Genomic DNA, 26,500 nt, shown 5'->3' with positions numbered 1-26,500 from the left:
TATTATTTATTAGTATTAATCAATTGCTGTAAAGGCTTCAATTGTTCCATGTCAATTTTTGACTTTTGCAAAACCGACATTAAAGTCATGATGTTATTTGGATTCATATTTTTTCCTAAAACACGAACTACCGCAAAACCATTTTCTTTTCTATTAGCAAAAACGACAAACTCTTCAATGTTTTCATCTGTACCAACGTAGCTTATAGAAGCACCGTCTTTCCCCGAACCAAAAGACATTAATTTTTGGTATTTTGGATCTTTCAAAATAGCTTTAACTTTAGTTCTTTCTGTTTCAAATTGCGCCTGATTTGTAGCATTAGCTTTGAACGCCAATATGTTCATTTTGTCAAATGATTTTAAAGCTTCAGTTTGTTCTGCAGTTAGCTTCGTTTTCTCTATGTTTAGGATACTTGGCGAAATATCAAGAGCGATAAAATCTTTGTTATCGGTATTCTGTACAAAATATTTTTGCAATGAAGGTTCAGAATTACAACTTACTAAAGTTAGTAATACTAAAAGGGCTGTGGTAAAAACGTTAAGTCTCATAATTATTTTTTGCCTTTAGTGGCTTTTTTTAAGTCAGAACCACCAGGAAGTTTCATCTTATCTGTTAGTACTGAAATTTCGTTGATGTCAAAGTTACCCGTTAAAGATAATAAAACGGTTTCGTCACCTTTAGCACCGTCAACATACATCAGTAATTCTCTTACCTGAGAGTCTGTCGCTCCAGATTTTACTGATATTTTTACGTTTCTGCCACCGTCATTGATTCTCATTAATTCTTCTAAACCGGCTGTTTTTACATATTTATCTGCTGAAGCTTTCATATCAGCTTCGATTTTAGGATTTTTTGTCGTAAACACTTTTAAGTATTCTAATTTTTTAATCAGACTGATGTATTGTTGCATTTCTTTATCAGAAGCGTCAACTTTTACTTTGCTCATTAAATCGAACATTTTTTTGTTTACAATTACTGAGGTTACATCGTCCTGACCATCAAATTTATCAAATGCTCCCTGAGCATAAAAAGCGGTACTAACGAATGCGAATACTAATGTTATGATGAAATTTTTCATTTTGTTTATTTTTTTGATTGATTTACTGTTTAAAAATTTTGTCTTTTGATTGTTCATATTCCTGAATGTACTGTACACTTTCAATACCTACATTCACATTGTTCGATAATAAAGCCAAAGCTTTTTGCGTTGCAGCAAGTGCTTCTTCCGGATTATCATAGGTTCCTAATTCTGATTGTGCTACAGTCTGAGTTGTAGTTTTTTGACTTGCAAAATAAAAGGTTCCTATTCCTAGTAAAACAACAGCTGAAGCTGCAATTGATAACCACGCCACATTTCGTTTTTTAGTTTGTAGTGGAATCTCTTGTGTCGTTTTTTGTTGTTTTACCTGAGAGAAATAACCAAACATTGGTTTGTACTGCTCTAAATGCTGCGCAACATTCGGAGAAGAAAAATATTCTTTTAATTCTTTTTCTTCAGCAATAGTAGTTTCTCCCTGAAAGTATTTTTCTAATATATTTCCTATTTTATCTGATTCCATAACTGTGTGTATTAACCATTGATTCTCTTATTTTTTTTCTCGCTCTCGAAAGTGCTACCCTAATAGCCGTTTCATTCATGTTGACAATTTTGGCAATTTCATCAAATTCATATTGCTCAACATCGCGAAGCTGAATTAATATTTGGAGTTGCTCGGGCAACTGATTTATAATTTTTTCAACCCATTCCAGACTATTTGAATCTTCCAGTTTTTTGTCTAGCTGCGGTTCACGATCTGTATAGTTATTATGAACTATTTTTAAATTTCCCGCTCTTTTAGATTTTAACTGATCGAGACAATAATTTTTGGTCATTGTCATCGCAACAGCCTCAATATTATTATAAGCGTCTAAATTTTCTTTTTTGTTCCATAATTTTACCATTACTTCCTGAGTGGCGTCCTCTGCTTCTTCAGTACTGGTAAGTAATCTTTTTGCCAGACGAAAAACTTTGTCTTTAAAAGGATTAATCAATTCTATAAACGCAACTTGATTCATAATTGGTTATTTGTTGGTTTTTGGTCGGTTATAAGTTATTCGTTTATTGTGATTTAGTTAATTAATCAGTATTTACAAGTAAGCTTATATAGTCAAGACGAGGTACTATTATTTTTGTTACAACGAATTTGTATTTTTTTTAAGAAAAGATAATAGAGTTAAAACTAAAGGTAGTATTTTTACGTTAATAAAGGATTGAATACTACTACACCTAAATATATGAAAACAATATTAAAGAGTTTATTACTTGTATTTCTGCTTGCATTTGCTTTGCAATCATGTGACGATAATGATGATGTTGATGCGCCTGCAAATCTGCAAGTAAATGATTTTGTCTGGAAAGGATTAAATGAAGTTTATTTATGGCAGGCTGATGTGCCTAATTTGGCTGATGATCGTTTTGCAAATCAAGATGCTCTTAACTCATTTTTGTCTGGATATTCTAAGCCAGAAGAATTATTCGAAGATTTATTAAATAAGCCAGTTAGTAAATATCCAATTAATGCAATCGATCGTTTTAGCTGGATTGTTGATGATTATACTGTTTTGGAACAAGAACTTAACGGAATTTCAAAAAACAATGGAGTAGATTTTAGATTGAGCAGAGTCTCTGAGGGTTCTAATGATGTAGTAGGTTATGTCCGTTATATTATTCCTAATTCTGATGCTTCATCTAAAGATATTAAAAGGGGTGATTTATTTACGAGTGTAAATGGTACAAAACTTACCGTTTCAAACTACGAATCGTTATTACTTAATCCTGATAGTTACACGTTAAACCTTGCGGATTATAATGGTTCTGCGTTTGTTTTGAATGGAAAATCAGTTGCTTTAACCAAAACTGTATTAGAAGAAAATCCAATATTAATTAAGAAGGTAGTTACTTCTGGCAGTCACAAAATAGGTTATTTAATGTATAATGGTTTTTATGCTGAATATGATACTAAATTAAATCAGGCTTTTGGGGAACTAAAAGCACAAGGGGCGACAGACCTGGTTTTAGATTTGAGATATAATGGAGGTGGTTCAGTTCGTTCTTCAACACGTTTAGCAAGTATGATTACCGGGCAATTTGAAGGGAAAATATTTTCAAAAAGACAGTATAATTTGAAGCAAATGGCAGGAATGACTGCTGATGATTTGGAGTTTTTAAACGAAAGATTTGTAAAAGATATTGATGGAGCTGCTCTTAACAGTTTAAATTTAAGTACTGTTTATGTTATTACAACTTCTAATACCGCATCGGCAAGTGAATTGGTGATAAACGGATTAAAACCCTATATTAATGTCGTTCAGATTGGGGAAACGACAATTGGTAAAAATGTGGGCTCATTTACCGTTTATGATTCGCCTACCTTTACTAAAACTAATGTCAACCCAAACCATAAATATGCAATGCAGCCGTTAGTTTTTAAAATTTCAAATTCTGCTGATTTTGGAGACTATACAGCGGGGTTGCCACCAACATATGTCCAGAATGAGTCTGTTAGTACTTATGGTGTATTAGGTGATTCAGGAGAGCCATTATTAAATTTGGCGATATCTAAAATTACTGGCTCTACCGCTAAAAAGGTTCAAATTGATGAAAATTTAATCTTGCCTTATGTTACAGATTCTAAGAAAATCAATGGCTATAGAAACGAAATGTATTTAGAGACTGTTCCAAAAGAGTTTCAAAAATTATTAAAATAAACGGAAAAAGGCTTTCAGAAATGAAAGCCTTTTTTACAAAAAAATCCAAAAACAAATTTAAAAATAAAGGTATTTATTAATCGTTGAAGTAAAAACCATTTGGTCCTACACCAACTGTTAATTCTTTTTGTAAATTTCCACTTAAATTGTAGATGTAAGCTTTGCTGTTAGATCCGAAATCGCCACCATCAGCAATAAATATTTTATCCTTGTTTACTGCAAAACCGTAAATTGAACCACCTACAGGAAGGCTGACAGTTGCAATTGCTGTTGTTGAAGCAGCCGTTGCAGTAGTACTAATTGCGTATACTGACTTGTTTGAAGTATAATAAATTTTATCATTATAAATGTCTAAGTAACCAGCTCTGTCTAAAGATTCAGGGAAAGTAATTTTAGTAACCGACTTATCAGATAATTTTACTTTTACAATTTCACTTCTATTATCACCATAAGGAGCTCTCAAAACATACAAAATTCCGTCTTTAGCTTCCATGCTGTCTCCACTAGTACCAATGGTTATAGGAGTTTCTAGAGCTTTTGTAGCTGGATTTACTACTAGTATTTTGTCGTTATAAGAATCTGTAATGTATAATTTATTGTTTTCCAACAAAATTCTGTTTGATGTTGCACCTAATTCGATTTTAGATTCTACTTTATTGGTAGCCAAATCAATTATTGCAATATAATCATCAGTATTCCCGGTTGTCGGATTGCTATAAGAATAAGTATTTGCATTTGTTACATAGGCTTTTCCATCTTTTACAACTCCATATCTTGGGTTAGCAAGGCCAGTTTCAACTTTTGCAATTAACTTAAAACTATATCTGTTTACAACGTTAATTACGTTAGATCCACCAGCAATAACATACGCATTATCTCCATCAAAAAAGATGTTTTGAAGAAAAACGCCTGCAACATCGGTAGGATTTGCAGTTTTATAAACATCAGAGGTGAAATTTGCTAAATCATCACTTGCAAATGAAACTGAGCCACCGCTACTATTTCCTTCATTTAAGATGAAAAATCCATTCTCATAAGCTCCTTTAGGGGTGTTATCATCATTGTTGTTGTCATCGTTCGAACAAGAAACAAAAAGCGATACGCTTACTGCTACTAAAAATAATCTGGTTAACTTCATTATATTAAAATTTAAGGTTTAAGTACATATTAAAATTTCTTCCTGGCATTGGTCTGTTTTCAAGACTTTCATAATTTTCATTCCAAAGATTTAAAACCTGGAAGCCTAGTTTGAAAGAACTCAAAAATTTAAAATCATAGTCGATTCCGATATTAGAAACCATATAAGCATCTACAATTTTATTTGGGTCATTGTCGGCCTGTGTGTAAACAAAACCGTTATACAAAAATTGGTAATAAGTCGAGATATTATTTCTGGAATAAGAAACGGCTGCGGTAACTTTATTAAAGGGAACAAAAAACAGCTGTTTGTCAGTCGCTATATCTTTAGAAACCGTATAAGCATAAGTTGCATTGGCTCCAAAATAATTTTTGCCATATTGTTTTTTCCAACTCAACAAAGTTTCGGTTCCGTAGGTGTTGACTTTATCTGTGTTTTGCGGTGTCCAGATTCCGTTGCTGCCAGGAACCCAGCGCAATAAATCTGTAATTTTGATGTAGTAGAAAGTCTGCGTAAGCGAAATATTTTTATAAGTAAAAACATTTCCAATTTCTGCCTGATATGAACTTTCAGGTTTCAAATCAGGATTTCCGCCTTCCTCCCAATATAAATCGTTGAAAGTTGGAATTCTAAAATTTCGGGACAAATTCAATTTTAAATTATATAATTTTCCAAATTGATAAGAAGATCCCAAAGAGAATAAAACAGGTGATTTGTAGTTATCGGTGAATTCTTTTCTGATTCCAAACTCATTTTTCCAATCTTTCGAAAAATCTTGTTTTATCAATAAGGCAGCAGAACTAATTTCTCTGGTATTATCACCAAAACCACTTCCAAATCCTTTGGTTCGGTTGTAATCTAAAATTCCGTTGACTTGTGTCGATTTAAAAAGGGTATATCCTAGATCAGCTTTTGCAATAAAACTTTCTGTTTTTCCGAAAGTGTATTGATTAAGAGAATTATCAGGGTAATATTGATAATTTTCAAAAATATAAGCAGTTTTGAAATTGGTTTTGAATTTTCCAAAATCACCATCGTATTCTAATAAATTTCGATTGAATCCGTTTACGTATTTGCTTTTGGTTTCATTTTCAGTTATTAACGAGGTATTACGATCTGTGTTAGAAGTTTGACTGTATAATTTTAAACTGTTTTTAGCGTCAAATTTATACCCCAAATTGGCACTCATGGTAATTACATCGTATTGCCCGTTTTGGTTCCAGCGCTGTTCGCCTTTCCAGGTATATCGATTAAGATACTTATAATCGTTCGTCGAACTATTTTTAGAAAAACCTATCTGTGCACTCCATTTTTCGTTCGAAATATTAGTTTTATAATTGATTCCGATAGTATTAAAACTTCCATAATCCAATTTCAGATTATTTTCGAAACGTTTGTAAAAGCTTAAATCGTTATTCAAATGTACAGTTCCACCAATAGCACCGCTTCCATAAATTACGCTTCCCCCACCAGCTTTTACACTAACAGAATTATAATCAGAACCTGAAATCGTATTGAAATCAGTACTTCCGTTCATTTGAGAATTTATGTTGATTCCGTTCCAGATTACGGCTGTTTGAGAAGATGTAGTTCCTCTAAAAGCCACTGTCGAAAGCATACCTCTTCCGTATTCTTTGAAATAAATAGTGGAGTTGAAGTTTAAAAGATCCGTTAATAAAGCCTCATTTTTATTGATAATAGAATCATTGAGTTTTAAAACAGATTGTGAAGTCGAATATTTTTTCAGGTTAGAATCAGAAACTACAACAGCTTTCAAATTTGTAATGGAGTCGTTCTGCGCCGACATAATCTGGCACAACAATAGCAAGTAAAAAGCGAAAAGTTTTTTTAAAGTCATAATTTCTACACTCTTTTTCCCGAGAGTTCGATATTTGTTATAAAGGCAGGTCTCCTGGCTTGCGTCTTGTTGTTTACCTTCCCACTCGCCGGAGCGAGCAGTGGTTTTGTAGTTAACAACAAGCATTCTTTTCAGAACTTAGCTTACAGTTGCGGGTACAGCTCAAGATTTTACTTGATTCCCTTTTAATGCGTTTTTAAAATTAAAACACAACCTTAAATTTCGGGCAAAGATAAAGTTAAAAATGTTGAATTATCAAATTTGTTTTACTTTTTAAGTCAAATTCTAAACAAAACTACTCTTAGAGCTCAATTTTAATGACTTCACCAAAATCTGCTTTATTTTGAAAAGCATCTTTTAACGGTAAGGAGGAATGATGGCATAAGATACTTCTTATGATTCCGGCATGACAAACAACTATGATGGGCGAATTGATTTGTTTTGAAGTTAAATGTGATAAAAAAGCTTCAGTACGTTTGTGTAATACAACAAAAGACTCCCCATTTGAAGCAGGGACATTTACAAAATCCTCCATCCACGGATTGAGTTGTTCAGGCAGAATATCATTCCAGTTTTTCATTTCCCAATCACCAAAATCCATTTCCATTAAACGTTTGTCTTCCTGATAGGATATGGTTTTTATACTGTCCTGAATATATTGAGCCAAAATTACACATCGCTTCAGCGGACTTGAAAAAATAATCGCTTCCGTAGGTAATTGCAAAAGAATATTTTCAAATATGGAATCGAAAGGTTCTGCTAAATCAACATCAGATTGTCCGTAACAAATCCCTTTTTCGCAAGCAGTTTCGGTATGGCGAACTAGATAAATTTCCATATCAAAAGAAAGCTTAGATAATAAACAACTTCGCAAATCTGTTGCGTTGCGCCCAGGCAATCTCCTGTATAACCATCAATCCATTTCTGGAAGTAACGTGCCAAAAAGTAGCGAGTTATAAAAACAGGAATTAAGATAAATAAAAATTCGTACTGAAAATAAGATAGTACAAAAAGAGGAATTAATCCGAAGAGAAAAGCTCCGAAAACTTCTTTCCAGCTGTGTTTTTTAGCAATTGGTTTACTTTTACTTGAAGCATCATCACGAGAATATTCATGTGTAAAAATGATTGAAATCGCTGCCAGACGACTTAAAGCATGAGCTGAAATAAACAAAAGAAAAACCTTAAGAAGTCCATTATAGCTTTCGATTTGAAAAATAGAAATTGATTGGGAAAGCAATTTGAATTTCAATAAAAATAATAAAACCAAACCAATTGCACCATAAGCACCAATGGCACTGTCTTTCATTATCATTAAGATTTTTTCTTTAGTCCAGCCTCCGCCAAAACCATCACAAACATCAGCAAAACCATCTTCATGAAAAGCGCCAGTTGTTAGAATAGAAGCGATAATTGCTAAAATAACTGCAATTTCAACAGAAAGAAATTGAGCGAAAATATAAAAAGCCAAAAAAGAAATGCTTCCTACAATCCATCCAATAAAAGGAAAATAACGTGTAGCCTTATTTAAATAATCAGGATTATGATCGATGTTTTTTGGGCATGGAATTCGGGTATAGAACATTAAGCAGGTAAAGAAAATATGTAGTTCTTTTTTCATTTAAGAATGTTATTTTTAATTGGCATTGAAATTTGTTATTGCCATTGATATTTATTTCTTGCTAACCCCAGCACTCTCAAAACTAGCCATTTCGTTCAAAAAAGCTTCCGCCGATTTCAAAATAGGAAAAGCAATTGCGCAGCCCGTTCCTTCGCCCAGACGCAAATCTAAATTTAAAATTGGTTTTGCATTCAAATATTGAAGTAATTTTTGATGTGCCTGTTCAGCAGAGCAATGGCAAAAAACAGCATTTTTAATTATAGAAGGATTTATTTTTGTAGCAATTAAAAAAGCGACACTGCAAATAAAACCGTCCACTAAAATCAGCATTTTGTTTTCAAACGCAGTCAGTATTCCGCTTGCCATTTGTATAATTTCGAAACCTCCAAAATAAGCAAGTTGCTCTTTTAAATCGGCCTTACCGGAATAATTTTCGATTGCTTTTTTTAGAAATTCCTGCTTCTGTAGTAATTTTTGATCTTCAACTCCTGTTCCTTTTCCGACACATTCTTCGATAGAAAAACCAGTTAAAAGACTCATTAATACAGAAGCTGTAGAAGTGTTTCCGATTCCCATTTCACCAAAACCAATACAGTTTGAACCTGTTTTTGCAATATTTTCTACAATGGTTTTTCCTTTTTCAAAACACAATTGCAATTCGGTTTCGCTCATCGCAGGCGCGTGTAAAAACGATTGGGTTCCCTTAGCAATTTTGGCATTAATTAGATTAGCATTTGTCGGAAAATCATAATTTACGCCTGAATCTACAATGGACAATTGAATATCATTCTGTTTGCAGAAAACGTTTATAGCTGCACCGCCTTCCAGAAAATTGCCCACCATTTGGCGTGTTACATCTTGAGGATAGGCACTCACACCATGATTTGCAATTCCATGATCAGCTGCAAAAACAATAACATTCGGATTTATAATTTTCGGATTTAAAGTTTCAAAAACCGTAGCCAGCTGAAAAGCTAAAGTTTCCAAAGTCCCTAAAGCACCTACTGGTTTGGTTTTACCGTCTATTTTTTCTTGTAATTCTTTGCTGAAATCATTTTTATTTTCAATCTCAGTTTGAGATTTTAACTTTAAGTCAGAAATATAACTTTCCGTTACATTTTTAATTTCTGAACAAATAGGAGCTTCGGATTTTTGTTTCCAATGCAATTGTTGCAACATCGGCTGATTGTTGTAATTCGTTGCTGGTTTTCCTACGCAGAAATAACCTAAAGGCTCAATATTTTCAGGTAAATCGAGTATTTTTTTAAACTGGTGATAATTTAAAATCGAAACCCAGCCCATGCCATAGCCCTGATCGGTAAGGGAAAGCCAAATATTCTGAGCTGCACAAACCGAACTAAATTTAACCGCTTCATTACTGCCAACAGTTCCAATCGTAAATTGATTTAAAACAGAACGGTCGTAAGCGATAATAAGTCCAATTGGAGCTTCTTCAATAGCTTCAAGTTTCAGGGATTTATAGTGTTCTTTTTGTTCGGGGTTATCGGTCAGTGATTCGGCTTTTTTATTATAATCCAAAAACAAATCTTTGATAGCCTTTTTTACTTCTACAGATTTGATGATATAGTAGCGTGTGGCATCTGTAAGCCCAACAGATGGTGCCCAATGCCCGGCCTGTAAAGCTTTTTCGATCACTTCATCAGGAACTTCATCAGTAGTAAAATGTCGGGTATCACGACGCGATTTTAAAATATCATCTAAATAGCTCATAAATTTTCAATGTCAATAACAATTACAAAATTCAATGTCAATTGCAAAAAAACAATTGCAATATCAATTTCAAAAATTAATCTGGATTTATGTAAAGTTAAGGCAGTGCCTTGGAATTTGGAATTTAAAATTTGCAATTTCTTTGTTTTTAGTATTCCATTGCCATTGAAATTGATTTTTGCTATTGAAATTGAGAAGGTTTAATTTTTACCGGAATTCCTGAAACCATCAAAACCACTTCATCTGCATTTGCTGCCAAAAACTGATTCATCCAGCCTTGCAATTCTGTAAATTTTCTGCCAATATGCGTTTCGGCATGAACGCCCATTCCGATTTCGTTGGTAACAATAATTAGTGTTGCGTTTTCCTGCTTGGCCATCGCAAGAAACTCTTTTTTTGCTTCTTCCAAACTTAAAGCAACATCATTTTTAGTGTCTACAAAAAAGTTAGTAAGCCAAAGTGTTACGCAATCAATCAATGCCACTTTTCCTGAAAAATCAATTTCGCTTAAATGTTTTTCCTTTTCAATATTGGTCCATCGTTCGTCGCGTTCCTGTTGATGACGGTCAATTCTATTCTGGAAATCATCGTCCCATTTTCTGGCCGTTGCTACATAGATTGGTGTATCCGAAAGTTTCAATGCTAAATTTTGGGCATAACTGCTTTTTCCTGATCGTTCGCCGCCGGTAATTAAGTAAATCATTATAATTGTTAATTGTTAGTTGTTAATTTGTAGTAGGAACTGGTTTGGAAACGAGTTGATTTTTTGTGGTTTTGATAATACTTCTAATTAGTTTTAAGATTGTAATGGCATCGTTGCTAATGTTTTCAAATTCTTTATCATTTAAATAATCAGTAGCTTTTAATAATTAGTAGGGGCAATGACGACAATCATTCCCGCAACAGCTACCGCGTTTCAAATGAAACCAACTAGTAAAGACAGTATTGCCGTCTTCTTTATAATAATCAATATCCTCGATAAGTTTTGCAGTTTTTGGTAAAGATATGGCTTTATTTTGAAGTGCTTTTTTAGGTGTCATTGTTTCTACATAAGCATCAATTTTGTCTACGCAGGCTTCTTTAAAGCAGGCAGGGCAAAGGCAATCTCCTCCTTCAGAAAGATTAAAAATGGGAGGATAATCATTACACCAACATTTGTTTTCAACAGAAATATCCCCGCATCTAAAAATAGTTTCGCAACTCGAACAAATTTTGGTTTTTGTGGTATTCATATAAAGTAAAAAATGAGTTTGTTGAGATTTGTAAGAATAAAGGTAAACAAAAAAAATAGAAATTGCCTTACCTTTGTCCTCATCAAAAAATTTAATTTTGAAATTTTAGTGTTCAAAATCTGTGCCGATATTGGTGTTAACGATTTCAAATCACAAAATAGTATAACCAACATATGAAACATTTATTACCTAAAACGTTTTATGTTTTGTCTTTTTTTCTTCTTGTAAGTTGTAAAAAAAATGAAACTACCGAAGTTGCAAAATCTACAATTGCTAAAAATAGTATCGAATATGCTTCAGGGCTTTCTATAGTAAAACAGGAAGGGTATTCTGTTGTAACGGTTACCAATCCATGGCCAAATGCAAATAAAAAGTTTACTTATATTTTAAAGGAAAAAGATGCTAAAGTTCCGGATAGTCTTCAAACCTACACAACAATCAAAGTCCCGCTGGAAACGGTTGTAGTTACATCAACAACCAATATTCCGTATCTTGAAATGCTGGATGTAGAAAATAAATTAGTTGGTTTTCCGCATACCGATTATATTTCTTCTGAAAAAACGAGAATATTGATTGATAAAGGTATTGTAAAAAATGTTGGACAAAACGAAAAATTAAACATTGAGCAGTTAATAGATTTGTCACCAGATTTGATTGTAACTTTTGGAGTTGACAATAACAATCCGATGCTGGATAATTTGAAAAAAAGCGGTTTAAATGTGATGATTCAAGCGGATTGGATGGAACAATCTCCACTGGGAAAAGCCGAATGGATTAAACTTTACGGAGCCTTGTTTGCTAAGGAAGATAAAGCAAAAGAACTGTTCGATAAGATTGTTGAAAGTTATAATCAGGCTAAGAAATTAGTAGCTGATAAGCCTGCTACAACAACAGTTTTATATGGTTCTATGTACGAAGACGTTTGGTATGTGGCAAAAGGAAACAGCTGGGTAGCGCAATTTATGAAAGATGCAAAGTCTAATTATTTATGGGCCGATTTAAAAGGTACCGGAAGTGAAGGTTTATCATTCGAAAAAGTATTAGACAAAGCCAAAACAGCGAATGTTTGGATTGCGTCAGGATCTTTTCTGACTTTGGCCGAATTAGAAAAAGCAAATCCGCATTACAGTGAGTTTGACGCTTTTAAAAATAAATCCATTTATACTTTAGAAAGCAAGTTTGGTGCAACTGGGGGAACCATTTATTATGAATTGTCACCAAGCCGTCCAGATCTGGTTTTGAAAGATTATATCAAAATCTTTCATCCGGATTTATTGCCGAGTTATGAGTTTACTTTTGCATCTAAACTGAATTAAATTGGCAAACAAAAAACGAAATACCATTTTATTTATCATTCTGGGTTTAGGGCTTCTTCTGATGTTTTTTGCGAGCCTTAGTTTAGGTTCGGTAAATATTCCGTTCAAAGATGTTTATGCCAGTTTAACCGGAGGACAGGCGAGTAAATCAACCTGGGAATATATTATTATCAACTACCGTTTGCCAAAAGCAATTACAGCAATTTTAGTTGGAACCGGACTTTCAATCAGTGGTTTATTAATGCAAACATTGTTTAGAAATCCGCTTGCAGGACCTTACGTTTTAGGATTAAGTTCAGGCGCAAGTCTGGGTGTGGCTTTTGTAATTCTGGGTGCCGGATTTTTGCCGTCTTTTTTAAAAGTTATCGCCTTATCATCATACGGAATTGTTTTGGCTTCGACCATAGGAAGCACACTTGTTTTATTGTTGGTTTTAGTGGTTTCACAACGCTTACGTGACACGATGGCAATCTTGATCGTTGGACTAATGTTTGGAAGTTTTACCACGGCAATTGTTAGTGTTTTAACTTATTTTAGTACAGCAGAACAGCTTCAGAAATTTACTTTTTGGTCGTTAGGGAATCTTGGAAACCTTTCCTGGAAATCAATAACCGTTTTATCAGCCAGCGTATTTTTTGGTTTAGCTTTAAGTGCGGGCAGTATAAAACCTTTGAATGCTTTGCTGGTTGGAGAAAATTATGCCAGAAGTATGGGCTTAAATTTACGAAAAGCACGTGTGATCATTATTTTTGCAACCAGTATTTTAGCCGGAAGTATAACTGCTTTTGCAGGCCCGATTGCTTTTATTGGTCTGGCAGTTCCGCATATAGCAAAACTAACTTTTCAAACCAGTAATCATATGATTCTGTTTTGGAGTACATTGCTTTTTGGAGCTATTATTGTATTATTCTGTGATATAGTTTCTCAAATGCCAGGATTTGATGTTACACTTCCTATAAATGCAATTACGTCTATAATTGGCGCGCCGGTAGTAATTTGGTTATTAATAAGAAAAAGAAATTTTCAGTAATCTTCAAACCTTAGTATCTCAGAACCCTAGTACCTTTAAAAAAAATGAAAACAATACTTGAAACTTCAAATCTAAGCATTGGCTACAAGTCCAATAAAGGAACTGTGACTATTGCAGAAAATTTAAATTTGAGTTTAAATTCAGGAAAACTCATTTCATTAATTGGTGCAAATGGAATTGGGAAATCTACTTTATTACGAACTCTAACTGGAATTCAGCATCCATTAGGAGGAAATGTTTTCCTGAATGAAAAAAACATAGCAGCTTACAATCCGTTAGATTTAGCGCAGAATTTAAGTTTGGTTTTAACCGAAAAATTACCGCCAAGCAATCTTTCTGTTTTTGAATTAGTGGCGTTAGGAAGACAGCCTTATACCAATTGGATTGGGACTTTAACCTCAGAAGATATAAAGAAAGTTCAGGAAGCAATGGCATTGACCCAAATTGGACATTTGGCTCAAAAAAGACATTTTGAAATCAGTGACGGACAATTACAAAAGGTTTTAATTGCGAGAGCTTTGGCACAAGATACACCCTTAATTATTTTGGATGAACCAACAACACATTTAGATTTACTACATAAAGTTTCACTTTTTAAACTGCTAAAAAAGCTAACACAAGAAACGCAGAAATGTATTTTGTTTTCGACTCACGATATCGATTTGGCAATTCAGTTAAGCGATGAAATGATCATCATGACGCCAGAATTTGTGGTGCAGGATGAACCTTGTAATTTAATCTCAAAAGGAAGTTTTGAAACTTTGTTCAAAGACGAACATATTATTTTTGATGCCGAAAAAGGGAAGTTTGTAATTACTTAAGATTGTTGTTTTCAAAGCGTACTCTGTAAACATGAAGTAAGTTTTCCAGCTCGTAATTTTTTATATTAAAATACTCAATTTCAATTCCCTCATTATTAAATATTAGATAATTGCCTGATAGGCTATCATTGCGTACTTTATTCCATGGAACTAACTTTTTATTTTTCAATTGAATTCCTTTAGAGTTAATTATGATTTGAGGATTTCTATCTCGTAATTTTTTAAGGAGATCATAAATTAAGCAAAAACAAACAGCAGTGGAAAGTAATATCATCCAAATATTTTCGAAAAAATAATAGATTATAGCAAAAAGTGATAAAGTATAAATTACCAAATTAAATATTAGCGCTGAGGTTGCATAATAAACGATTATCTCTTGAGGAACGGTATCATCGTCTTCGAATCTATCCTTCTCAAGAAATTTATTTTCTAATAATTTTAGTTTTGATTTTTGATCTTCACTTTTAAATTCAGTTTTTTCAAACCAGCTTCCACTTTGCCAAATTAATTTATCTTCAATTGCTTTTCGCTTTAATTCATGAACGTTTCTTACGTTTTCAAATGCCCAAATTTTCCATTTATTTACAAAATAGCTCCAAGAGAGCCAACCAGATAAAAAACCTACAATTAAATTTATGGGAATACTCCATCCGGGAACTATTTTCAGATAAAATAACAAAAGCCCTAAGCTTATAGTTGCTATGATGATCACCGTTGGCAAGTGAACAAGTCTTGCTCTACCGTTTTTTAAAGCTTCATTAACGGTAACTGTCTTATCCATAATTAAACCTTTTTCAACCCAATCTGTCTCTTAGCTTCACCAACCACAAAAGCCACAGAATTAGCAATATTAAAACTTCGAATTAACTTCGACATCGGAATCGTTAAATGGTTCTCAAAACGAGCTAAAACTTCTTTGCTTAAACCAACACTTTCTTTTCCAAAAACCAACCAGTCTCCATCCTGAAAATCGGTTTCCAAGTAGGATTTATCAGCATGTGAACTCATCAAGAAAACACGCGACTGATCCGGAATCTGCTGGATCCATTCTTCTATGTTTTGATATTCGGTCACATCAAGATGTACCCAATAATCCAAACCGGAACGTTTCAGATTTTTATCATTAATCACAAATCCAAAAGGATGAATTAGATGTAAGCGACTTTCGGTGCCTACACATAAGCGTCCAATATTTCCAGTATTATTTGGTATTTCAGGTTCTACAAGAACAACGTTCAGCATCTTTTTGAGTTATGAGTTATGAATTATAGGTTAAGAGTTTCAAGCTTTTAATAATTATCTAATTGACACATTTTCTAATTATCTAATTTAAAATCGGAAACTTCCAAAACCTCACCAGCTTTTAAGTTTTGCAAATATACATTTCCTATTCGAACGCGAACCAGTCTTAAAGTCGGAAAACCAACAGCTGCAGTCATTTTCCTAACCTGGCGAAACTTTCCTTCATTTATAGTGATTGAAGCCCACGAAGTTGGACCATGACGTTCATCTCTGATTTTTTTGGCTCTTACTCCAAAATCCGGAATTTCAGTAACAATAAAAGCTTTGCAAGGTTTGGTTTTGTATTTTCCGCCGTCAAAACCAATTTCGACTCCTTTTTGCAGTTCTTCAATTGCTTCTGGAGTTATTACGCCATCAACTTGTACATAATATTCTTTCTCGACTTTTTTGCTTCTTATAAGCTCGCTTACTTTTCCGTCTGTGGTAAGCAAAAGCAATCCTTCTGAATCTTCGTCTAAACGGCCAATTGCCATCGTTCCTTCAGGAAAATTGTACAATTCACCCAAAAGCTTTTTCTTTCTTTTTAGTTCGTAAATAAATTGGCTTAAATAGCCGTAAGGTTTAAAAAGAATGAAATGTTGATGCATATTGTAGTTTTTATGCAAAGATAGTTTTGTTTCAGGAGTATTTCCAATTAATCCTTAAGTTGGGTTTTCATCTTCTTCAGCCATAACAAGACAAACTAAATCACAGTTATACCAAATAAGATTAATAGTGGTCCTTAAAGAAATCGTGAAAATAACTTCCAATTAAAATATAGGCAGAAGCGATGCAAAGTTTTATTATGATAAACTCGGCATTTGACCAACTCGTTTTTGTTTTGAAAAAAATCATAATTCCTGATTTATTTCTGTTTGAAAATTATGCGGTACTAATTTACTGTTATTTTGATAATTATTGCGTTATGTGTTTTAAACGCAGTTTTAAAATTAAATAAAGAATCCAAAAGCTATGTTAAATGACTTAGTTTTAAAATCTAAAATTCGTAATATTATGTAGTAATGAAAAAACAAAACACCATGGAAAATAATAATCTAGGCTCAAAAAAAATAAATGGGGCACAAAAAAATATAGACGAATCGAAAGGCAAAAATGTTTCTCACGATACAGAAGTACATGAATCAGAATTGAAAAAAGAAATTGTATCCGATACGAAAGGAAATAAAGAAATCGTAGATCGGGCTAGAAATGTAAATGAAAAAATTGAAGAAACTTCAAAGCAAATCAATCCGGATAATCCAAATGCCAATCGTGGTGTCTCGACAGAAGAAGAAGCTAAAAAAACAGTTGAGAATAAAGATCGTAATTCAGATGTTACTCCAAATCGTTATCCTAATTCAAATCCGGAAAGTCATGAAGACAGAGGAAATATGAAACTGGATAAATAATTTCTATTCTTCTAAATAATGATTTTTCTGCAGAAATGATTCGATTTTTCCGAAAATAACATTTGATTAGCGTACAGCGTTAATCTTATTCTAAACTTCCTTTTTGATTGCATAAGCCATCAGGATCTTCGTAAATTGTAGCTACAAATTTAAATTTTAAGAATATGGCACTTTTAGAAAACAAAGTTGCTTTTGTATCCGGCGGTGGTTCAGGAATTGGTCGCGCTGTTGCAGAGGCTTATGCTCGCGAAGGAGCAAAAGTAGTACTTTCAGATATAATGTAGAACATGGTGAAGAAACGGTTAAAGCAATAAAGGAAAGTGGTGGAGAAGCTTGTTTTGTAAAAGGTGACTCATCGAGTGCGATTGATAATAAACATATGGTGGAAGTTACAGTTTCAAAATACGGACGGTTGGATATTGCGTGCAATAATGCCGGAATGGGCGGCCCTGCAAAACCAACGGGAGAATATGAACCAGAAGCATGGGATAAGGTAATTGCATTGAATTTAAGCGGCGTTTTTTATGCTTGCCGCTATCAGTTAGAGCAAATGGAAAAAAACGGTGGAGGCAGTATTGTTAATATCGCTTCGATTCACGGGCAGGTTGCCGCTCCACTTAGTCCAGCGTATACCGCTTCTAAACACGGTGTTGTTGGACTGACGAAGAATATTGCTGCCGAGTATGCATTAAAAAATATTCGTTGTAATGCCGTTGGGCCAGGGTACATTGAAACTGCTTTGCTAAAAGATAACCTAAATAAAAGTATGATGGAGGCTATTGCTGCAAAAGCACCGATGAACCGATTAGGAACTTCCGAAGAAATTGCTGAATTAGTTGTATTTCTAAGCTCTGAAAAATCGTCTTTTACAACAGGAAGTTATATTATTGCAGATGGTGGTTATACTGCTGTTTAAAATTAGGAATCAAATGGAATACAAAACGGCTGTCTATTTAGGACGGCCGTTTTTTTATGCTAGTAATCCAGTAATTTTTTAAAAGTATCAAAATCGGGTTTTGGTGCTATTTCAAAAAAATAATCCAATTGCCAACGCTGTGTTTTTTGAGCTTGTTTGTTTGTCGTTTCGTCCCATGAAGGATAAATTCTGATAGCTCTTTTTCCATCTTTGGTTGCTGTCGAAAAAATTCCTTTTTCTAATAACACCGCTTTCGGGAAAATAAACTGACCAAGAAGATTTTCTTTTCGAACACTAATGAAGACAAAATCAATCAGATCGGAGGAATCAAAAGGCTCAATAGTTCCTAATCTGCTTCGTTTCCATAAAGTGACAAATTGACCCGTTTTTGTGGGAGTAATTTTGGCTTCACGGTAACAAATAAATTTTTCATTGAGATAAAAACGATAAGCACTGTAATCAATGCTTTCACTTTCCTGCTGTGGTTGCGAACAGTCAAAATCAAAACAATCATAAACCAGTTCTTTGGTCAAAAGCAAATCTCTGGGTATAGATTTGTGATTTGTCCAATGGTTTTTTACGATCATTTTGTGAAGACTCGCTTTTAAGCTTGTTTTCAAAATTATTGTAGGTTTAGGGTTTGTGTAGGTTTTTGGGTGTTAAATATATTGTTTTTTATTTAAAATGAAACATTTAATCCGAAATTTAAGCCCCATTGGAACTGATTAAAAGATTGACTGTTCAATGGATTTACGTAATAATTCATAGCTGGTTCTACAAAAACATTTGTTTTTTTGTAAATACGATATTGTACCGTACTGCTTAATGTAGAGCCATATACGAAATCATTCGCGTTTATATTTTCTCCCAGAGAATTTCCGTCTATAGCAACATTGTTAGAAATCAGTTTCCCTACAAAACCTCCTGTATTTAAACTAATGGAAGCTTTATTTTTAGAAAAAACGGCATACGAAACTTCTAATGGCATCTCTACATATCTTAAGCTTTGGTCTAAATTGCCACTCTGAACATTGTTGCTTGTCAATGCATTTTTAGTTGAATTAGAAACCAATACATAGCCTTCGCTACTTGCGATTTGAGGAACAGTAGGGTTTTTTATAAAATAATCACCAGTGGTCAGGAAAGCATTGTTGGCCGTTTTAATATAAGAAACATTAGCAACACTCTGGCCTAATTCGTTGATTTTGACACCAGAACCAACTGCCCATTTTTTATTGATTTTATATTTAGTTTTAACACCGTACGTACTACTTTGTTTAGAGTCGTTTACGTTGCCTAAAGTTTTGTCATTTTTATAGTTTTCAGAATTGGCAATTCCGGCAAAAACTTCAAGAGCCCATTTTTCAGCAGTTGATGAAGTTTTAGATTTTTTTTCATTTCCTTTTTTAACTTCAGGAATTATGCCTTTTTCTAAATTTTGAAGTTCTGCCAACTGAACAGAATCTTGTTTGCTCAAAACGTCGCTGAATTTTGAACTGCTTTTTGAAGTATTGTCAGCAATCGCTTTTTCGGTTTTAATAGTTGTTGGTGCAGCTTGTTTTTTATTGTCAATTGCCGCTGTTTGTCTATTGTTTGAAACTGAATTTGAAGTTCCTAAAGCAACACTGGCAGCATTTGAATTCGGTTGATTTTCAAAAATAGAATTGGGTACCTGATTTTTTGAGAACGAATTAAATTGATTTTGTTTTCCGGTCTTAAAAGTTTTTTCTGCTACAGCTTGATTTCCATTTCTTTTTTCAGGGTTAAAGCTTTGATTTTTCGAAAAAGAATTGAATTGATTTTGATTTCCAAAAGTATATGTTTTTTCAGCTACTGCCTGATTTGCATTTCTTTTTTGAGAATTTAAATTTTTATTTTTGGAAAATGCTGAATTGACTTCATTTTGCTTTTCAGAAATTCTTGTTTGTTCAGCAACGGCCTGGTTTACATTTATTTTTGCTGAATTTAATTTTACATCAGAGGAACCATTGTTATTTTTAGAATCAGCTTGAGCAACTGCAGTTTCTTTTGTTTGAATTTCTTCAACAGTATTAGGGTTATTTTTTAAGCTATCTTCAGAAGAATTTTTCCCAATTTCAGATTGCTTTTCGGTGCTGTTTTCTTCGGTAGAAATTGTTCGGGTAGTATTAAAATCTTTTTTATTCTCGTCTATAACAACACTGTTATTTCCTCCAGCACCATTAGTAATAGTCTGAATTCCATTATTTGAGCTAAAATGTAAAACAGAAGGCAATAACAAGCCTAGTAACAGGCATGCCGCTGCTGACCACCAAAGAATAGCTCTTTTTTTCTTTTTAGGTTGGTCCAGTTTTTCTTCAATGTTTGCCCACAATTCAGGAGGCGGAATACTTGAAAAGTCTTCCATTGATGAAAAAATATCTTCTATATTCTGTTTTTTCATGCTATTTTAAAATTTTTTTTTATGCTCAAAATCCTTTTTTGCAAAATCCCTTTCGCCCGGTTTAAATTTGATTTTGATGTTCCTTCTGATATTTTTAATAATTCGGCTATGTCTTTGTGCTTCATTTTTTCAAAAACATACAAGTTAAAAACGGTTCGGTACTGATCGGGTAAATCCTGAATAAATTCTAACAGTTTTTCTTGTTCTATCGGAATTGCATCTAATTCTTCCTCCTCTATAAAATCAGTATCAGGATCAAAAACATCTAAAAAGAAACTTTCTTTCTTCTTTTTATTTAAAGTTTCGATAAGCTTATTTATGAAAATACGTTTTAACCAGCCTTCGAAGCTTCCTTCAAATTTGTACTGGCTTATTTTTTGAAAAACAATCACAAATGCTTCCTGGAAAACATCCTTGGCATCATCTTCATTTTTCATATATTTCAGGCAAATACCATACAAGACAGGAGAGAACAACTGATAAATTTTCAGCTGTCCATCTCTGTCATTTTGCATGCATTGTCGAATATATTTTTCTAAATCGTCTTTCAAAAATGGTTTAATTTGGTTTTGCAAAAATAGTTTTTATAAACTTAAAAAGCTACCTTTTATAAATACTACACTTAGTATACTTTTTATTGCTAACGATTGTTAAGTTTTGATGGTCAATATTTTATATGATATAAGTATTGTTTTCAAGAGAGTCAGATTGTGATCTGGCTGTCAGGAAAACAATACTTTTTTGGTTGATCTATATTGTTCAAATTTCTACATCATTTTAGCATAATAATTCAGTAGAAAAATATAGTCTTATTATTTCAAGCTTGTGATTTTATCCTGAATAGTTTTTTTGAATAATTTTACTTCTGAACTTTGATCAGCAGTATCGTTAGGGTCAATAAAAATTTTGGTAACTACTGCACCTTGAGTCAACTGAAAATAAATACCTCCCTGATCTGCTGAACCTGGTGTTCCGTATGTTTTGGTTTGTCCCTTTAAGTTTAAAATTTCAGTTGGTACTTTAGTTAAGAATAAAGTATAATCGTCTTTTTTTGCTATGGTAGCGTATTTATATTGGTTGAAATCATACTTACCTGCTACTACATTTAGAAAATTTAGAATATTGTAATTGTTTATCTGAAAGAATTTCTGACAATCTGTTCCCGTACATTTATCGTTATAACTTCCAATTACAATGTTATCAGAAGTCTCTGTTGTTCTGTTAAAAATGATAGGTTTTGATGTTTTTGGAATCAAAATAAAATCTGATGGATAAGTAGGGGACGATGATATTGTTTCACCTGCTTGTGGCCCTTTTTCGTAAAAATTAATAACCATCTGACAGCTGTTTTCAACTATACTTGTGATTTTTATGGCATAACCATTAGTAGGTTTTACTCCGGCAAAAATTCCGACTAAGTATTTTTGAGTAAAATCGATGTTAGGATCGCTTGGAACAGTACAGGTATTTTCGTGTTTAGTAAAGTAGTACTCCATTTTTTCAGTTGAGTTTACTACTATAGCGGCAGGAGTAGTAGGTAAATTTTTTACGGCATAATTGCATAAAAGTGGAAACCCCGTAAAAGCTACATTTGTGTTTACTCCACAATCTACATTATCCAGGTCATCATTATTAAGAGAGCAGGCACTAAATCCAAAAGCTATAAACAAGCTTAACATTAATTTTTTCATCGGTAATATTTTAATAGGTTATACTTAGTAGATGTGTTTTTTTAAAATGGTTGCGTGTAGCATTCCTTTTTTAGAAATATTTTAATTGAAAATGTTGATTTAATTTAAGATTACTAATTATTCGTGAAATTTTAATTTTAAAAAGTAAGTACTACGTATTATTGCGTACTTTTACGTAAAAAAGAACTAAGTTATGTTTGATTTTCTTCCGTTTTTATTGGCTTTTATTGTAGCGTTGTTTCTAGGGATTTACTTAGGAAGAATGTTGTTTTCAGCTAAATTTCAATCAGAAAAAGTGAGTTTAGAGGAAAGATTAAATGCCAATACGAATCAATTGCAGTTACAGAAGGAACAATTTGAAAGTGAAAAAAGAAATTTTGAAAAGTTACTTCAGTTAAATAATGTAGAAAAAGAAAGTATCCGAACTGAAAAAGACAGTCTGGCAATTCAGCTTTCTAAAAAAGAAGTAGATTTTGAAAATTTGTGGGAACGTCATAAAGAACAAAAAACGGAAATAACGGAGCTTCAGGAAAAATTTACTAAAGAGTTTGAAAATTTAGCCAACAAAATACTTGAAGAAAAGTCGGCTAAATTCACTGAACAAAACAGTGTGAACATGAAGAATATCTTGTTACCCTTGCAGGATAAAATTCAGGGATTTGAGAAAAAAGTCGAACAAACGCATAAAGAAAGTATCGATTATCATGCGGCCTTGCGTCAGCAGATTGTAGGTTTAAGTGAGATGAACGCGCAAATGAGCAAGGAAACCTTGAATTTGACCAAAGCCTTGAAAGGTGATAGCAAGATGCAGGGTAATTGGGGTGAATTGGTTTTGGAACGTGTTTTAGAGAAATCGGGTTTAGAAAAAGGACGTGAGTACGAAGTACAGCAAAGTTTTACAAATAGCGAAGGAGCTCGTGTTTTTCCTGATGTCGTTATCAACCTGCCTGACGGCAAAAAAATGATTGTCGATTCTAAGGTTTCTTTGGTTGCCTATGAAAAATGGATCAATGAAGAATCTGAAATTCTAAAAATTGATTATTTAAAAGAACACGTCAATTCGATTAGAAGACATGTAGAACAACTCGGAAATAAGAATTATCACGATTTGTATCAAATCGAAAGCCCGGATTTTGTTTTGCTTTTTATTCCGATAGAACCGGCATTTGCAATTGCATTGAATGAAGATTCGGCCTTATACAATAAAGCATTTGACCGAAATATTGTAATTGTAACGCCTAGCACATTACTGGCAACTTTAAGAACAATCGACAGTATGTGGGCCAACCAAAAACAGCAGGAAAATGCTTTTGAAATTGCCAGACAAGCGGGAGCTTTATACGATAAATTTGAAGGTTTTGTTGCCGATTTGGTTCGAATTGGAAACAAAATAAAAGACACCAAAAATGAGTACGACAATGCCATGAATAAATTGGTAGACGGAAAAGGAAACTTGATTTCAAGTGTCGAAAAATTAAAGAAAATGGGAGCAAAGGCCAAAAAGTCGCTTCCGGAAAATATTATTGCAAGAGCCTCAAATACAGAGGATAATCAACTACTAAACTAAAATATTTACCGACTTAAAATACCACAATCATATGACTACAGATTTCAAATCCGTTTCTTCATCGAAAATAAGTATTTCCGAATTAATGTTGCCTTCGCACACCAACTTTAGCGGAAAAATTCATGGAGGTTATATTCTTCAATTACTGGATCAGATTGCTTTTGCTTCTGCCTCAAAATTTTCCGGGAACTATTGTGTGACAGCTTCGGTTGATACCGTAAATTTTTTAAAACCTATTGAAGTAGGAGAATTGGTTACCATGAAAGCCTCGGTTAATTATGTTGGTAGAAGTTCGATGGTGGTTGGAATTCGCGTTGAAGCAGAAAATATTCAGACAGGAGCTGTTAAACATTGTAATTCGTCTTATTTTACAATGGTTGCCAAAGATAAAGAAGGTAAAAGTGTGCAAGTGCCCGGACTTATTTTGTCGAATTTAGAAGAGGTTCGTCGTTTTAGAAAAGCAATTAAACATAATGAAGCCAAAAAAGAATTTCAGGAACATGAAAAAATTGCAAAAGTAAATTCGATTGAAGATTTGGCAAGTTTGGATCAATATAATGTACTTTTAGAAATTAGTTAAAAGTAAAAGTTTAATTTAAATCAGATCAAAATGGTAAAATTTGGATATACAATTTTATATGTAGAAAATGTAGAACAGTCGATTGTATTTTATGAGAATGTGTTTGGTTTTTCAAGAAAATTTATCGCACCTGGCAATGATTATGGCGAATTAATTACAGGTGAAACTACACTTTCGTTTGCGTCAAAGAAATTGGCAGGGGAAAATTTAAAAGATGGTTTTGTTGAAAGTAACTTAGATAATAAACCTTTTGCAATAGAAATTGGTTTTATTACAGATGATGTTCCGGAGTTGGTACAAAAAGCAACCTCTTTTGGAGCAGTACTAATAAAAGAACCAACACAAAAACCTTGGGGTCAAGTTGTGGCCTATGTTAGGGATTTAGATGGATTTCTAGTGGAGATTTGTACTGAAATGAAATAGTTTAAAAAAGTATTTCACAAACAACATCTCACATTTTACACCACAAAAACATTTCACAAATATTTAGCATATTGCAGCAACTAATAGCTGGAAATTTTCGTAACTTTAAGTATATAGATATGTTACTAAAATTTCACGGAGTATTGCCATTCGATTTTTTAAAAATCTGATTCTTTTTTTAGTTAATCCCACTAAAAAAAACCGAATGACATAATTGTTTAATTGCTGACGATTATGAAAAGAACTACATTATTAATCTTGCTTTTTTCTGCATTTTCTTTATTTGCTCAGGAAAAATTTACAACCAATACGGCAACTGTAAATTTTGAGGCTTCAGTACCATTATTTGAGGAAGTAAAAGCAGTAAATAGATCTGTTGCGATTGTTTTGGAACCTAAAACAAGCGTTTTCATCTGCACCGTTGTTGTCAAAGATTTTCGTTTTAAACTGGACTTGATGCAAGAACATTTTAACGATAATTATATGGAAAGTAATCGCTATCCTAAAGCGATTTTTAAAGGTAAAATTGCAAAATTTGATTTGAAGGATATCAATGAAACTGAAAAAGAATATACGATCAAAGGTAAATTGACTGTTCGTGGTAAGTCAAAAGAAATTGAAGTGAAAGCCTATTTGAAAAAAGTAAACGAAGGCATTCAGATTCATTCTGATTTTCCAATTGCGATATCTGATTTTAATATTCAAATACCGAATAGAATTGCCGAGAAAATTTCGCAAACGGCAAATACAGATTTAATTGGAGTGATACGAAACGAAGATGCGATTCTTTTAACACTAAAATAAATTAGGAAAGACTCGTTGAGAGCGTTGCTTCAATATCTTTATATTGAAATTCAAAACCTGCTTCCTGTATTTTTTCAGATGAAATTCTTTGCCCTTTCAAAACAGCAATACTCATTTCACCTAATGCAAGCTTGATAAGAAACTCTGGTATATTGGGAAGCCAAATGGAGTATCCATATAAATGGGCCAGAATTCTTGACAGGGTTGCATTTGTAGTATTATCAGTTATCGTGGCGTTGTAGGGACCCTGCATTTCAGTGTCTACTATTGCTTTTAAGTAAATTTGGCACAAATCTTCTACATGAATCCAAGGTAAATATTGTTTTCCGGAACCTAAAATGGCACCAAAACCAGCTTTAAAACCAGGAGCTATTTTTTTTAGAAATCCTTCATCTTTTCCAAGAACAATTCCCGTTCTGATTTTTACTGTTCTAATTCCCAATAAAGCAATTTGATCAGCAGCATGTTCCCATTTTTGACAGGTAGTGCCTAGAAAATCATTGGCGGGAGGTGTATTCTCTGTACAAATTTCCTGACTAGTAATAGCACCATAAATACCAACCGCAGAGGCAGAAATAAAAGCGACCAGAGTTTTATTATTTTCTTTTAAAATAGAATAGATAAGTTCAATGGGTTTAATACGACTTTCCAGAATTGCCTTTTTACGCCTTTTAGTCCATCGTTTCTCTACAATTCCTTCACCTGCCAAATGAATAATATAATCGGCATTCAGAATGGCATCTTTCTCGATAAAATTATCTTTTAGATTCCATTTATAGTACGTAATCGATGGTGTATTTTCTCTGCTCGAACGGCTTAAAATAGAAACCGTAAAACCACTTTCGATAAGAACATCTGTAAGATGCTTGCCGATAAATCCAGTTCCTCCGGTGAGTAAAACATTCTTAGCCATT

General features: G+C 33.2%; 28 protein-coding genes, 1 pseudogene and 1 riboswitch. Of the genes and pseudogenes, 10 read left to right on the top strand and 19 right to left on the bottom strand.

The window, feature by feature from the left end; translation table 11 throughout:
* Nucleotides 1-2 precede the first annotated feature (2 nt).
* From Q7C23_RS16160 to Q7C23_RS16145, 4 genes are read right to left on the bottom strand one after another with little or no spacing between them, the layout of a single operon-like run.
* Nucleotides 3-548: a DUF4252 domain-containing protein gene (locus Q7C23_RS16160; protein ID WP_375033508.1), complete on the bottom strand. Its 546-nt coding sequence runs from the start codon at nt 546-548 to the stop codon at nt 3-5.
* A 2-nt stretch (nt 549-550) separates the two neighbouring features.
* The gene (locus tag Q7C23_RS16155) at nt 551-1,078 is read right to left on the bottom strand and encodes a DUF4252 domain-containing protein (RefSeq protein ID WP_375033507.1); all 528 of its coding nucleotides are present in this window, start codon (nt 1,076-1,078) and stop codon (nt 551-553) included.
* A gap of 22 nt (nt 1,079-1,100) precedes the next feature.
* Nucleotides 1,101-1,559 carry a hypothetical protein gene (locus Q7C23_RS16150; protein ID WP_375033506.1) on the bottom strand — a complete coding sequence of 153 codons (459 nt, stop codon included), beginning with the start codon at nt 1,557-1,559 and terminating at the stop codon, nt 1,101-1,103.
* Nucleotides 1,546-2,055, bottom strand: a complete 510-nt coding sequence (locus Q7C23_RS16145) for an RNA polymerase sigma factor (protein WP_072974436.1) — start codon at nt 2,053-2,055, stop codon at nt 1,546-1,548. Before Q7C23_RS16145 ends, Q7C23_RS16150 begins: the two co-directional genes overlap by 14 nt.
* Before the next feature lie 219 nt (nt 2,056-2,274).
* On the opposite strand from Q7C23_RS16145, the gene Q7C23_RS16140 reads away from it, so the two are divergent.
* Complete coding sequence (locus Q7C23_RS16140) at nt 2,275-3,747, top strand: S41 family peptidase (RefSeq protein ID WP_375033505.1); 1,473 nt, start codon at nt 2,275-2,277, stop codon at nt 3,745-3,747.
* A 76-nt stretch (nt 3,748-3,823) separates the two neighbouring features.
* Here Q7C23_RS16140 and Q7C23_RS16135 read toward each other — a convergent pair whose 3' ends face one another.
* The 7 genes from Q7C23_RS16135 to Q7C23_RS16105 form a co-directional block, all read right to left on the bottom strand.
* Nucleotides 3,824-4,885, bottom strand: coding sequence for a YncE family protein (locus Q7C23_RS16135; protein ID WP_375033504.1), 1,062 nt, complete (start codon nt 4,883-4,885; stop codon nt 3,824-3,826).
* Between the two features lie 4 nt (nt 4,886-4,889).
* On the bottom strand, nt 4,890-6,743 hold the full coding sequence (locus tag Q7C23_RS16130) for a TonB-dependent receptor plug domain-containing protein (RefSeq protein ID WP_375033503.1): 1,854 nt from the start codon (nt 6,741-6,743) through the stop codon (nt 4,890-4,892).
* A gap of 26 nt (nt 6,744-6,769) precedes the next feature.
* Nucleotides 6,770-6,976: riboswitch (cobalamin riboswitch) on the bottom strand.
* A 68-nt stretch (nt 6,977-7,044) separates the two neighbouring features.
* On the bottom strand, nt 7,045-7,581 hold the full coding sequence (gene cobC / locus Q7C23_RS16125) for an alpha-ribazole phosphatase (protein ID WP_375033502.1): 537 nt from the start codon (nt 7,579-7,581) through the stop codon (nt 7,045-7,047).
* Nucleotides 7,566-8,363: an adenosylcobinamide-GDP ribazoletransferase gene (locus Q7C23_RS16120; RefSeq protein ID WP_375033501.1), complete on the bottom strand. Its 798-nt coding sequence runs from the start codon at nt 8,361-8,363 to the stop codon at nt 7,566-7,568. Before Q7C23_RS16120 ends, cobC begins: the two co-directional genes overlap by 16 nt.
* Nucleotides 8,364-8,414: 51 nt before the next feature.
* Nucleotides 8,415-10,094: a nicotinate-nucleotide--dimethylbenzimidazole phosphoribosyltransferase gene (cobT, locus tag Q7C23_RS16115; RefSeq protein ID WP_375033500.1), complete on the bottom strand. Its 1,680-nt coding sequence runs from the start codon at nt 10,092-10,094 to the stop codon at nt 8,415-8,417.
* A 181-nt stretch (nt 10,095-10,275) separates the two neighbouring features.
* Nucleotides 10,276-10,797, bottom strand: a complete 522-nt coding sequence (cobU, locus tag Q7C23_RS16110; RefSeq protein ID WP_375033499.1) for a bifunctional adenosylcobinamide kinase/adenosylcobinamide-phosphate guanylyltransferase — start codon at nt 10,795-10,797, stop codon at nt 10,276-10,278.
* A 166-nt stretch (nt 10,798-10,963) separates the two neighbouring features.
* Nucleotides 10,964-11,326, bottom strand: a complete 363-nt coding sequence (locus Q7C23_RS16105; protein ID WP_375033498.1) for a DUF5522 domain-containing protein — start codon at nt 11,324-11,326, stop codon at nt 10,964-10,966.
* A gap of 173 nt (nt 11,327-11,499) precedes the next feature.
* Between Q7C23_RS16105 and Q7C23_RS16100 the strand changes: the two genes are divergently transcribed.
* The 3 genes from Q7C23_RS16100 to Q7C23_RS16090 are packed head-to-tail and all read left to right on the top strand — an operon-like array spanning nt 11,500 to nt 14,493.
* Nucleotides 11,500-12,642 carry an ABC transporter substrate-binding protein gene (locus Q7C23_RS16100; protein ID WP_375033497.1) on the top strand — a complete coding sequence of 381 codons (1,143 nt, stop codon included), beginning with the start codon at nt 11,500-11,502 and terminating at the stop codon, nt 12,640-12,642.
* Between the two features lies 1 nt (nt 12,643).
* Entirely contained in the window at nt 12,644-13,672 is a 1,029-nt protein-coding gene (locus Q7C23_RS16095; protein ID WP_375033496.1) for an iron chelate uptake ABC transporter family permease subunit, read from the top strand.
* Nucleotides 13,673-13,716: 44 nt separating this feature from the next.
* Nucleotides 13,717-14,493 carry an ABC transporter ATP-binding protein gene (locus tag Q7C23_RS16090; RefSeq protein ID WP_375033495.1) on the top strand — a complete coding sequence of 259 codons (777 nt, stop codon included), beginning with the start codon at nt 13,717-13,719 and terminating at the stop codon, nt 14,491-14,493.
* Here the strand turns inward: Q7C23_RS16090 and Q7C23_RS16085 are convergent.
* From Q7C23_RS16085 to Q7C23_RS16075, 3 genes are all read right to left on the bottom strand, one after another.
* The gene (locus tag Q7C23_RS16085; RefSeq protein WP_375033494.1) at nt 14,486-15,274 is read right to left on the bottom strand and encodes a hypothetical protein; all 789 of its coding nucleotides are present in this window, start codon (nt 15,272-15,274) and stop codon (nt 14,486-14,488) included. The two genes, Q7C23_RS16090 and Q7C23_RS16085, sit on opposite strands and share 8 nt — an antisense overlap.
* A gap of 2 nt (nt 15,275-15,276) precedes the next feature.
* Nucleotides 15,277-15,735, bottom strand: a complete 459-nt coding sequence (locus Q7C23_RS16080) for a tRNA (cytidine(34)-2'-O)-methyltransferase (protein WP_375033493.1) — start codon at nt 15,733-15,735, stop codon at nt 15,277-15,279.
* Nucleotides 15,736-15,809: 74 nt separating this feature from the next.
* The gene (locus Q7C23_RS16075) at nt 15,810-16,382 is read right to left on the bottom strand and encodes a pseudouridine synthase (RefSeq protein ID WP_375033492.1); all 573 of its coding nucleotides are present in this window, start codon (nt 16,380-16,382) and stop codon (nt 15,810-15,812) included.
* A 432-nt stretch (nt 16,383-16,814) separates the two neighbouring features.
* Between Q7C23_RS16075 and Q7C23_RS16070 the strand changes: the two genes are divergently transcribed.
* On the top strand, nt 16,815-17,183 hold the full coding sequence (locus tag Q7C23_RS16070; protein ID WP_375033491.1) for a hypothetical protein: 369 nt from the start codon (nt 16,815-16,817) through the stop codon (nt 17,181-17,183).
* Nucleotides 17,184-17,347: 164 nt separating this feature from the next.
* A pseudogene (locus Q7C23_RS16065) lies at nt 17,348-18,099 on the top strand (SDR family NAD(P)-dependent oxidoreductase).
* 59 nt (nt 18,100-18,158) lie between these two features.
* Here the strand turns inward: Q7C23_RS16065 and Q7C23_RS16060 are convergent.
* The 4 genes from Q7C23_RS16060 to Q7C23_RS16045 all read right to left on the bottom strand — a co-directional run bounded on the left by Q7C23_RS16060 (nt 18,159) and on the right by Q7C23_RS16045 (nt 22,212).
* The gene (locus tag Q7C23_RS16060; protein WP_375033490.1) at nt 18,159-18,719 is read right to left on the bottom strand and encodes a MepB family protein; all 561 of its coding nucleotides are present in this window, start codon (nt 18,717-18,719) and stop codon (nt 18,159-18,161) included.
* A 59-nt stretch (nt 18,720-18,778) separates the two neighbouring features.
* Nucleotides 18,779-20,521, bottom strand: coding sequence for a hypothetical protein (locus Q7C23_RS16055; RefSeq protein ID WP_375033489.1), 1,743 nt, complete (start codon nt 20,519-20,521; stop codon nt 18,779-18,781).
* The gene (locus Q7C23_RS16050; protein WP_375033488.1) at nt 20,518-21,072 is read right to left on the bottom strand and encodes an RNA polymerase sigma factor; all 555 of its coding nucleotides are present in this window, start codon (nt 21,070-21,072) and stop codon (nt 20,518-20,520) included. The genes Q7C23_RS16055 and Q7C23_RS16050 overlap by 4 nt, the downstream gene beginning before the upstream one ends.
* A gap of 261 nt (nt 21,073-21,333) precedes the next feature.
* A complete protein-coding gene (locus Q7C23_RS16045; protein ID WP_375033487.1) occupies nt 21,334-22,212 on the bottom strand; it encodes a protease complex subunit PrcB family protein in 879 nt (292 codons plus the stop codon).
* A 193-nt stretch (nt 22,213-22,405) separates the two neighbouring features.
* Here Q7C23_RS16045 and rmuC point away from each other — a divergent pair, with 193 nt between their 5' ends.
* The 4 genes from rmuC to Q7C23_RS16025 all read left to right on the top strand — a co-directional run bounded on the left by rmuC (nt 22,406) and on the right by Q7C23_RS16025 (nt 25,586).
* The gene (rmuC, locus tag Q7C23_RS16040; protein ID WP_375033486.1) at nt 22,406-23,779 is read left to right on the top strand and encodes a DNA recombination protein RmuC; all 1,374 of its coding nucleotides are present in this window, start codon (nt 22,406-22,408) and stop codon (nt 23,777-23,779) included.
* 31 nt (nt 23,780-23,810) lie between these two features.
* Nucleotides 23,811-24,359: an acyl-CoA thioesterase gene (locus tag Q7C23_RS16035; RefSeq protein WP_375033485.1), complete on the top strand. Its 549-nt coding sequence runs from the start codon at nt 23,811-23,813 to the stop codon at nt 24,357-24,359.
* 30 nt (nt 24,360-24,389) lie between these two features.
* Nucleotides 24,390-24,782 (top strand): VOC family protein, encoded by a 393-nt coding sequence (locus Q7C23_RS16030; protein WP_375033484.1) that lies wholly within the window; start codon nt 24,390-24,392, stop codon nt 24,780-24,782.
* A 234-nt stretch (nt 24,783-25,016) separates the two neighbouring features.
* Nucleotides 25,017-25,586, top strand: coding sequence for a YceI family protein (locus tag Q7C23_RS16025; protein WP_375033483.1), 570 nt, complete (start codon nt 25,017-25,019; stop codon nt 25,584-25,586).
* Nucleotide 25,587: 1 nt separating this feature from the next.
* Here Q7C23_RS16025 and Q7C23_RS16020 read toward each other — a convergent pair whose 3' ends face one another.
* Entirely contained in the window at nt 25,588-26,499 is a 912-nt protein-coding gene (locus Q7C23_RS16020; RefSeq protein WP_375033482.1) for a TIGR01777 family oxidoreductase, read from the bottom strand.
* Nucleotide 26,500 lies beyond the last annotated feature (1 nt).

It is taken from the genome of Flavobacterium sp. LAR06 (assembly GCF_041946075.1).
Classification (GTDB): Bacteria; Bacteroidota; Bacteroidia; order Flavobacteriales; family Flavobacteriaceae; genus Flavobacterium.
The sequence above is the reverse complement of the archived record's forward strand: the minus strand, read 5'-3'. Positions and strand labels throughout refer to the sequence as shown.

Excerpts from the sequence above, each read along its gene's own strand:
- Q7C23_RS16155 (WP_375033507.1), bottom strand. The coding sequence starts at position 1,078 with ATGAAAAATTTCATCATAACATTAGTATTCGCATTCGTTAGTACCGCT.
- Q7C23_RS16055 (WP_375033489.1), bottom strand. The coding sequence starts at position 20,521 with ATGAAAAAACAGAATATAGAAGATATTTTTTCATCAATGGAAGACTTT.
- Q7C23_RS16100 (WP_375033497.1), top strand. The coding sequence starts at position 11,500 with ATGAAACATTTATTACCTAAAACGTTTTATGTTTTGTCTTTTTTTCTT.
- Q7C23_RS16035 (WP_375033485.1), top strand. The coding sequence starts at position 23,811 with ATGACTACAGATTTCAAATCCGTTTCTTCATCGAAAATAAGTATTTCC.
- Q7C23_RS16150 (WP_375033506.1), bottom strand. The coding sequence starts at position 1,559 with ATGGAATCAGATAAAATAGGAAATATATTAGAAAAATACTTTCAGGGA.
- Q7C23_RS16105 (WP_375033498.1), bottom strand. The coding sequence starts at position 11,326 with ATGAATACCACAAAAACCAAAATTTGTTCGAGTTGCGAAACTATTTTT.
- Q7C23_RS16070 (WP_375033491.1), top strand. The coding sequence starts at position 16,815 with ATGGAAAATAATAATCTAGGCTCAAAAAAAATAAATGGGGCACAAAAA.
- Q7C23_RS16075 (WP_375033492.1), bottom strand. The coding sequence starts at position 16,382 with ATGCATCAACATTTCATTCTTTTTAAACCTTACGGCTATTTAAGCCAA.
- rmuC (WP_375033486.1), top strand. The coding sequence starts at position 22,406 with ATGTTTGATTTTCTTCCGTTTTTATTGGCTTTTATTGTAGCGTTGTTT.
- Q7C23_RS16135 (WP_375033504.1), bottom strand. The coding sequence starts at position 4,885 with ATGAAGTTAACCAGATTATTTTTAGTAGCAGTAAGCGTATCGCTTTTT.
- Q7C23_RS16025 (WP_375033483.1), top strand. The coding sequence starts at position 25,017 with ATGAAAAGAACTACATTATTAATCTTGCTTTTTTCTGCATTTTCTTTA.
- Q7C23_RS16020 (WP_375033482.1), bottom strand. The coding sequence starts at position 26,499 with ATGGCTAAGAATGTTTTACTCACCGGAGGAACTGGATTTATCGGCAAG.
- Q7C23_RS16080 (WP_375033493.1), bottom strand. The coding sequence starts at position 15,735 with ATGCTGAACGTTGTTCTTGTAGAACCTGAAATACCAAATAATACTGGA.
- cobC (WP_375033502.1), bottom strand. The coding sequence starts at position 7,581 with ATGGAAATTTATCTAGTTCGCCATACCGAAACTGCTTGCGAAAAAGGG.
- Q7C23_RS16140 (WP_375033505.1), top strand. The coding sequence starts at position 2,275 with ATGAAAACAATATTAAAGAGTTTATTACTTGTATTTCTGCTTGCATTT.
- Q7C23_RS16045 (WP_375033487.1), bottom strand. The coding sequence starts at position 22,212 with ATGAAAAAATTAATGTTAAGCTTGTTTATAGCTTTTGGATTTAGTGCC.
- Q7C23_RS16030 (WP_375033484.1), top strand. The coding sequence starts at position 24,390 with ATGGTAAAATTTGGATATACAATTTTATATGTAGAAAATGTAGAACAG.
- cobT (WP_375033500.1), bottom strand. The coding sequence starts at position 10,094 with ATGAGCTATTTAGATGATATTTTAAAATCGCGTCGTGATACCCGACAT.
- Q7C23_RS16120 (WP_375033501.1), bottom strand. The coding sequence starts at position 8,363 with ATGAAAAAAGAACTACATATTTTCTTTACCTGCTTAATGTTCTATACC.
- Q7C23_RS16085 (WP_375033494.1), bottom strand. The coding sequence starts at position 15,274 with ATGGATAAGACAGTTACCGTTAATGAAGCTTTAAAAAACGGTAGAGCA.
- Q7C23_RS16130 (WP_375033503.1), bottom strand. The coding sequence starts at position 6,743 with ATGACTTTAAAAAAACTTTTCGCTTTTTACTTGCTATTGTTGTGCCAG.
- Q7C23_RS16090 (WP_375033495.1), top strand. The coding sequence starts at position 13,717 with ATGAAAACAATACTTGAAACTTCAAATCTAAGCATTGGCTACAAGTCC.
- cobU (WP_375033499.1), bottom strand. The coding sequence starts at position 10,797 with ATGATTTACTTAATTACCGGCGGCGAACGATCAGGAAAAAGCAGTTAT.
- Q7C23_RS16160 (WP_375033508.1), bottom strand. The coding sequence starts at position 548 with ATGAGACTTAACGTTTTTACCACAGCCCTTTTAGTATTACTAACTTTA.
- Q7C23_RS16145 (WP_072974436.1), bottom strand. The coding sequence starts at position 2,055 with ATGAATCAAGTTGCGTTTATAGAATTGATTAATCCTTTTAAAGACAAA.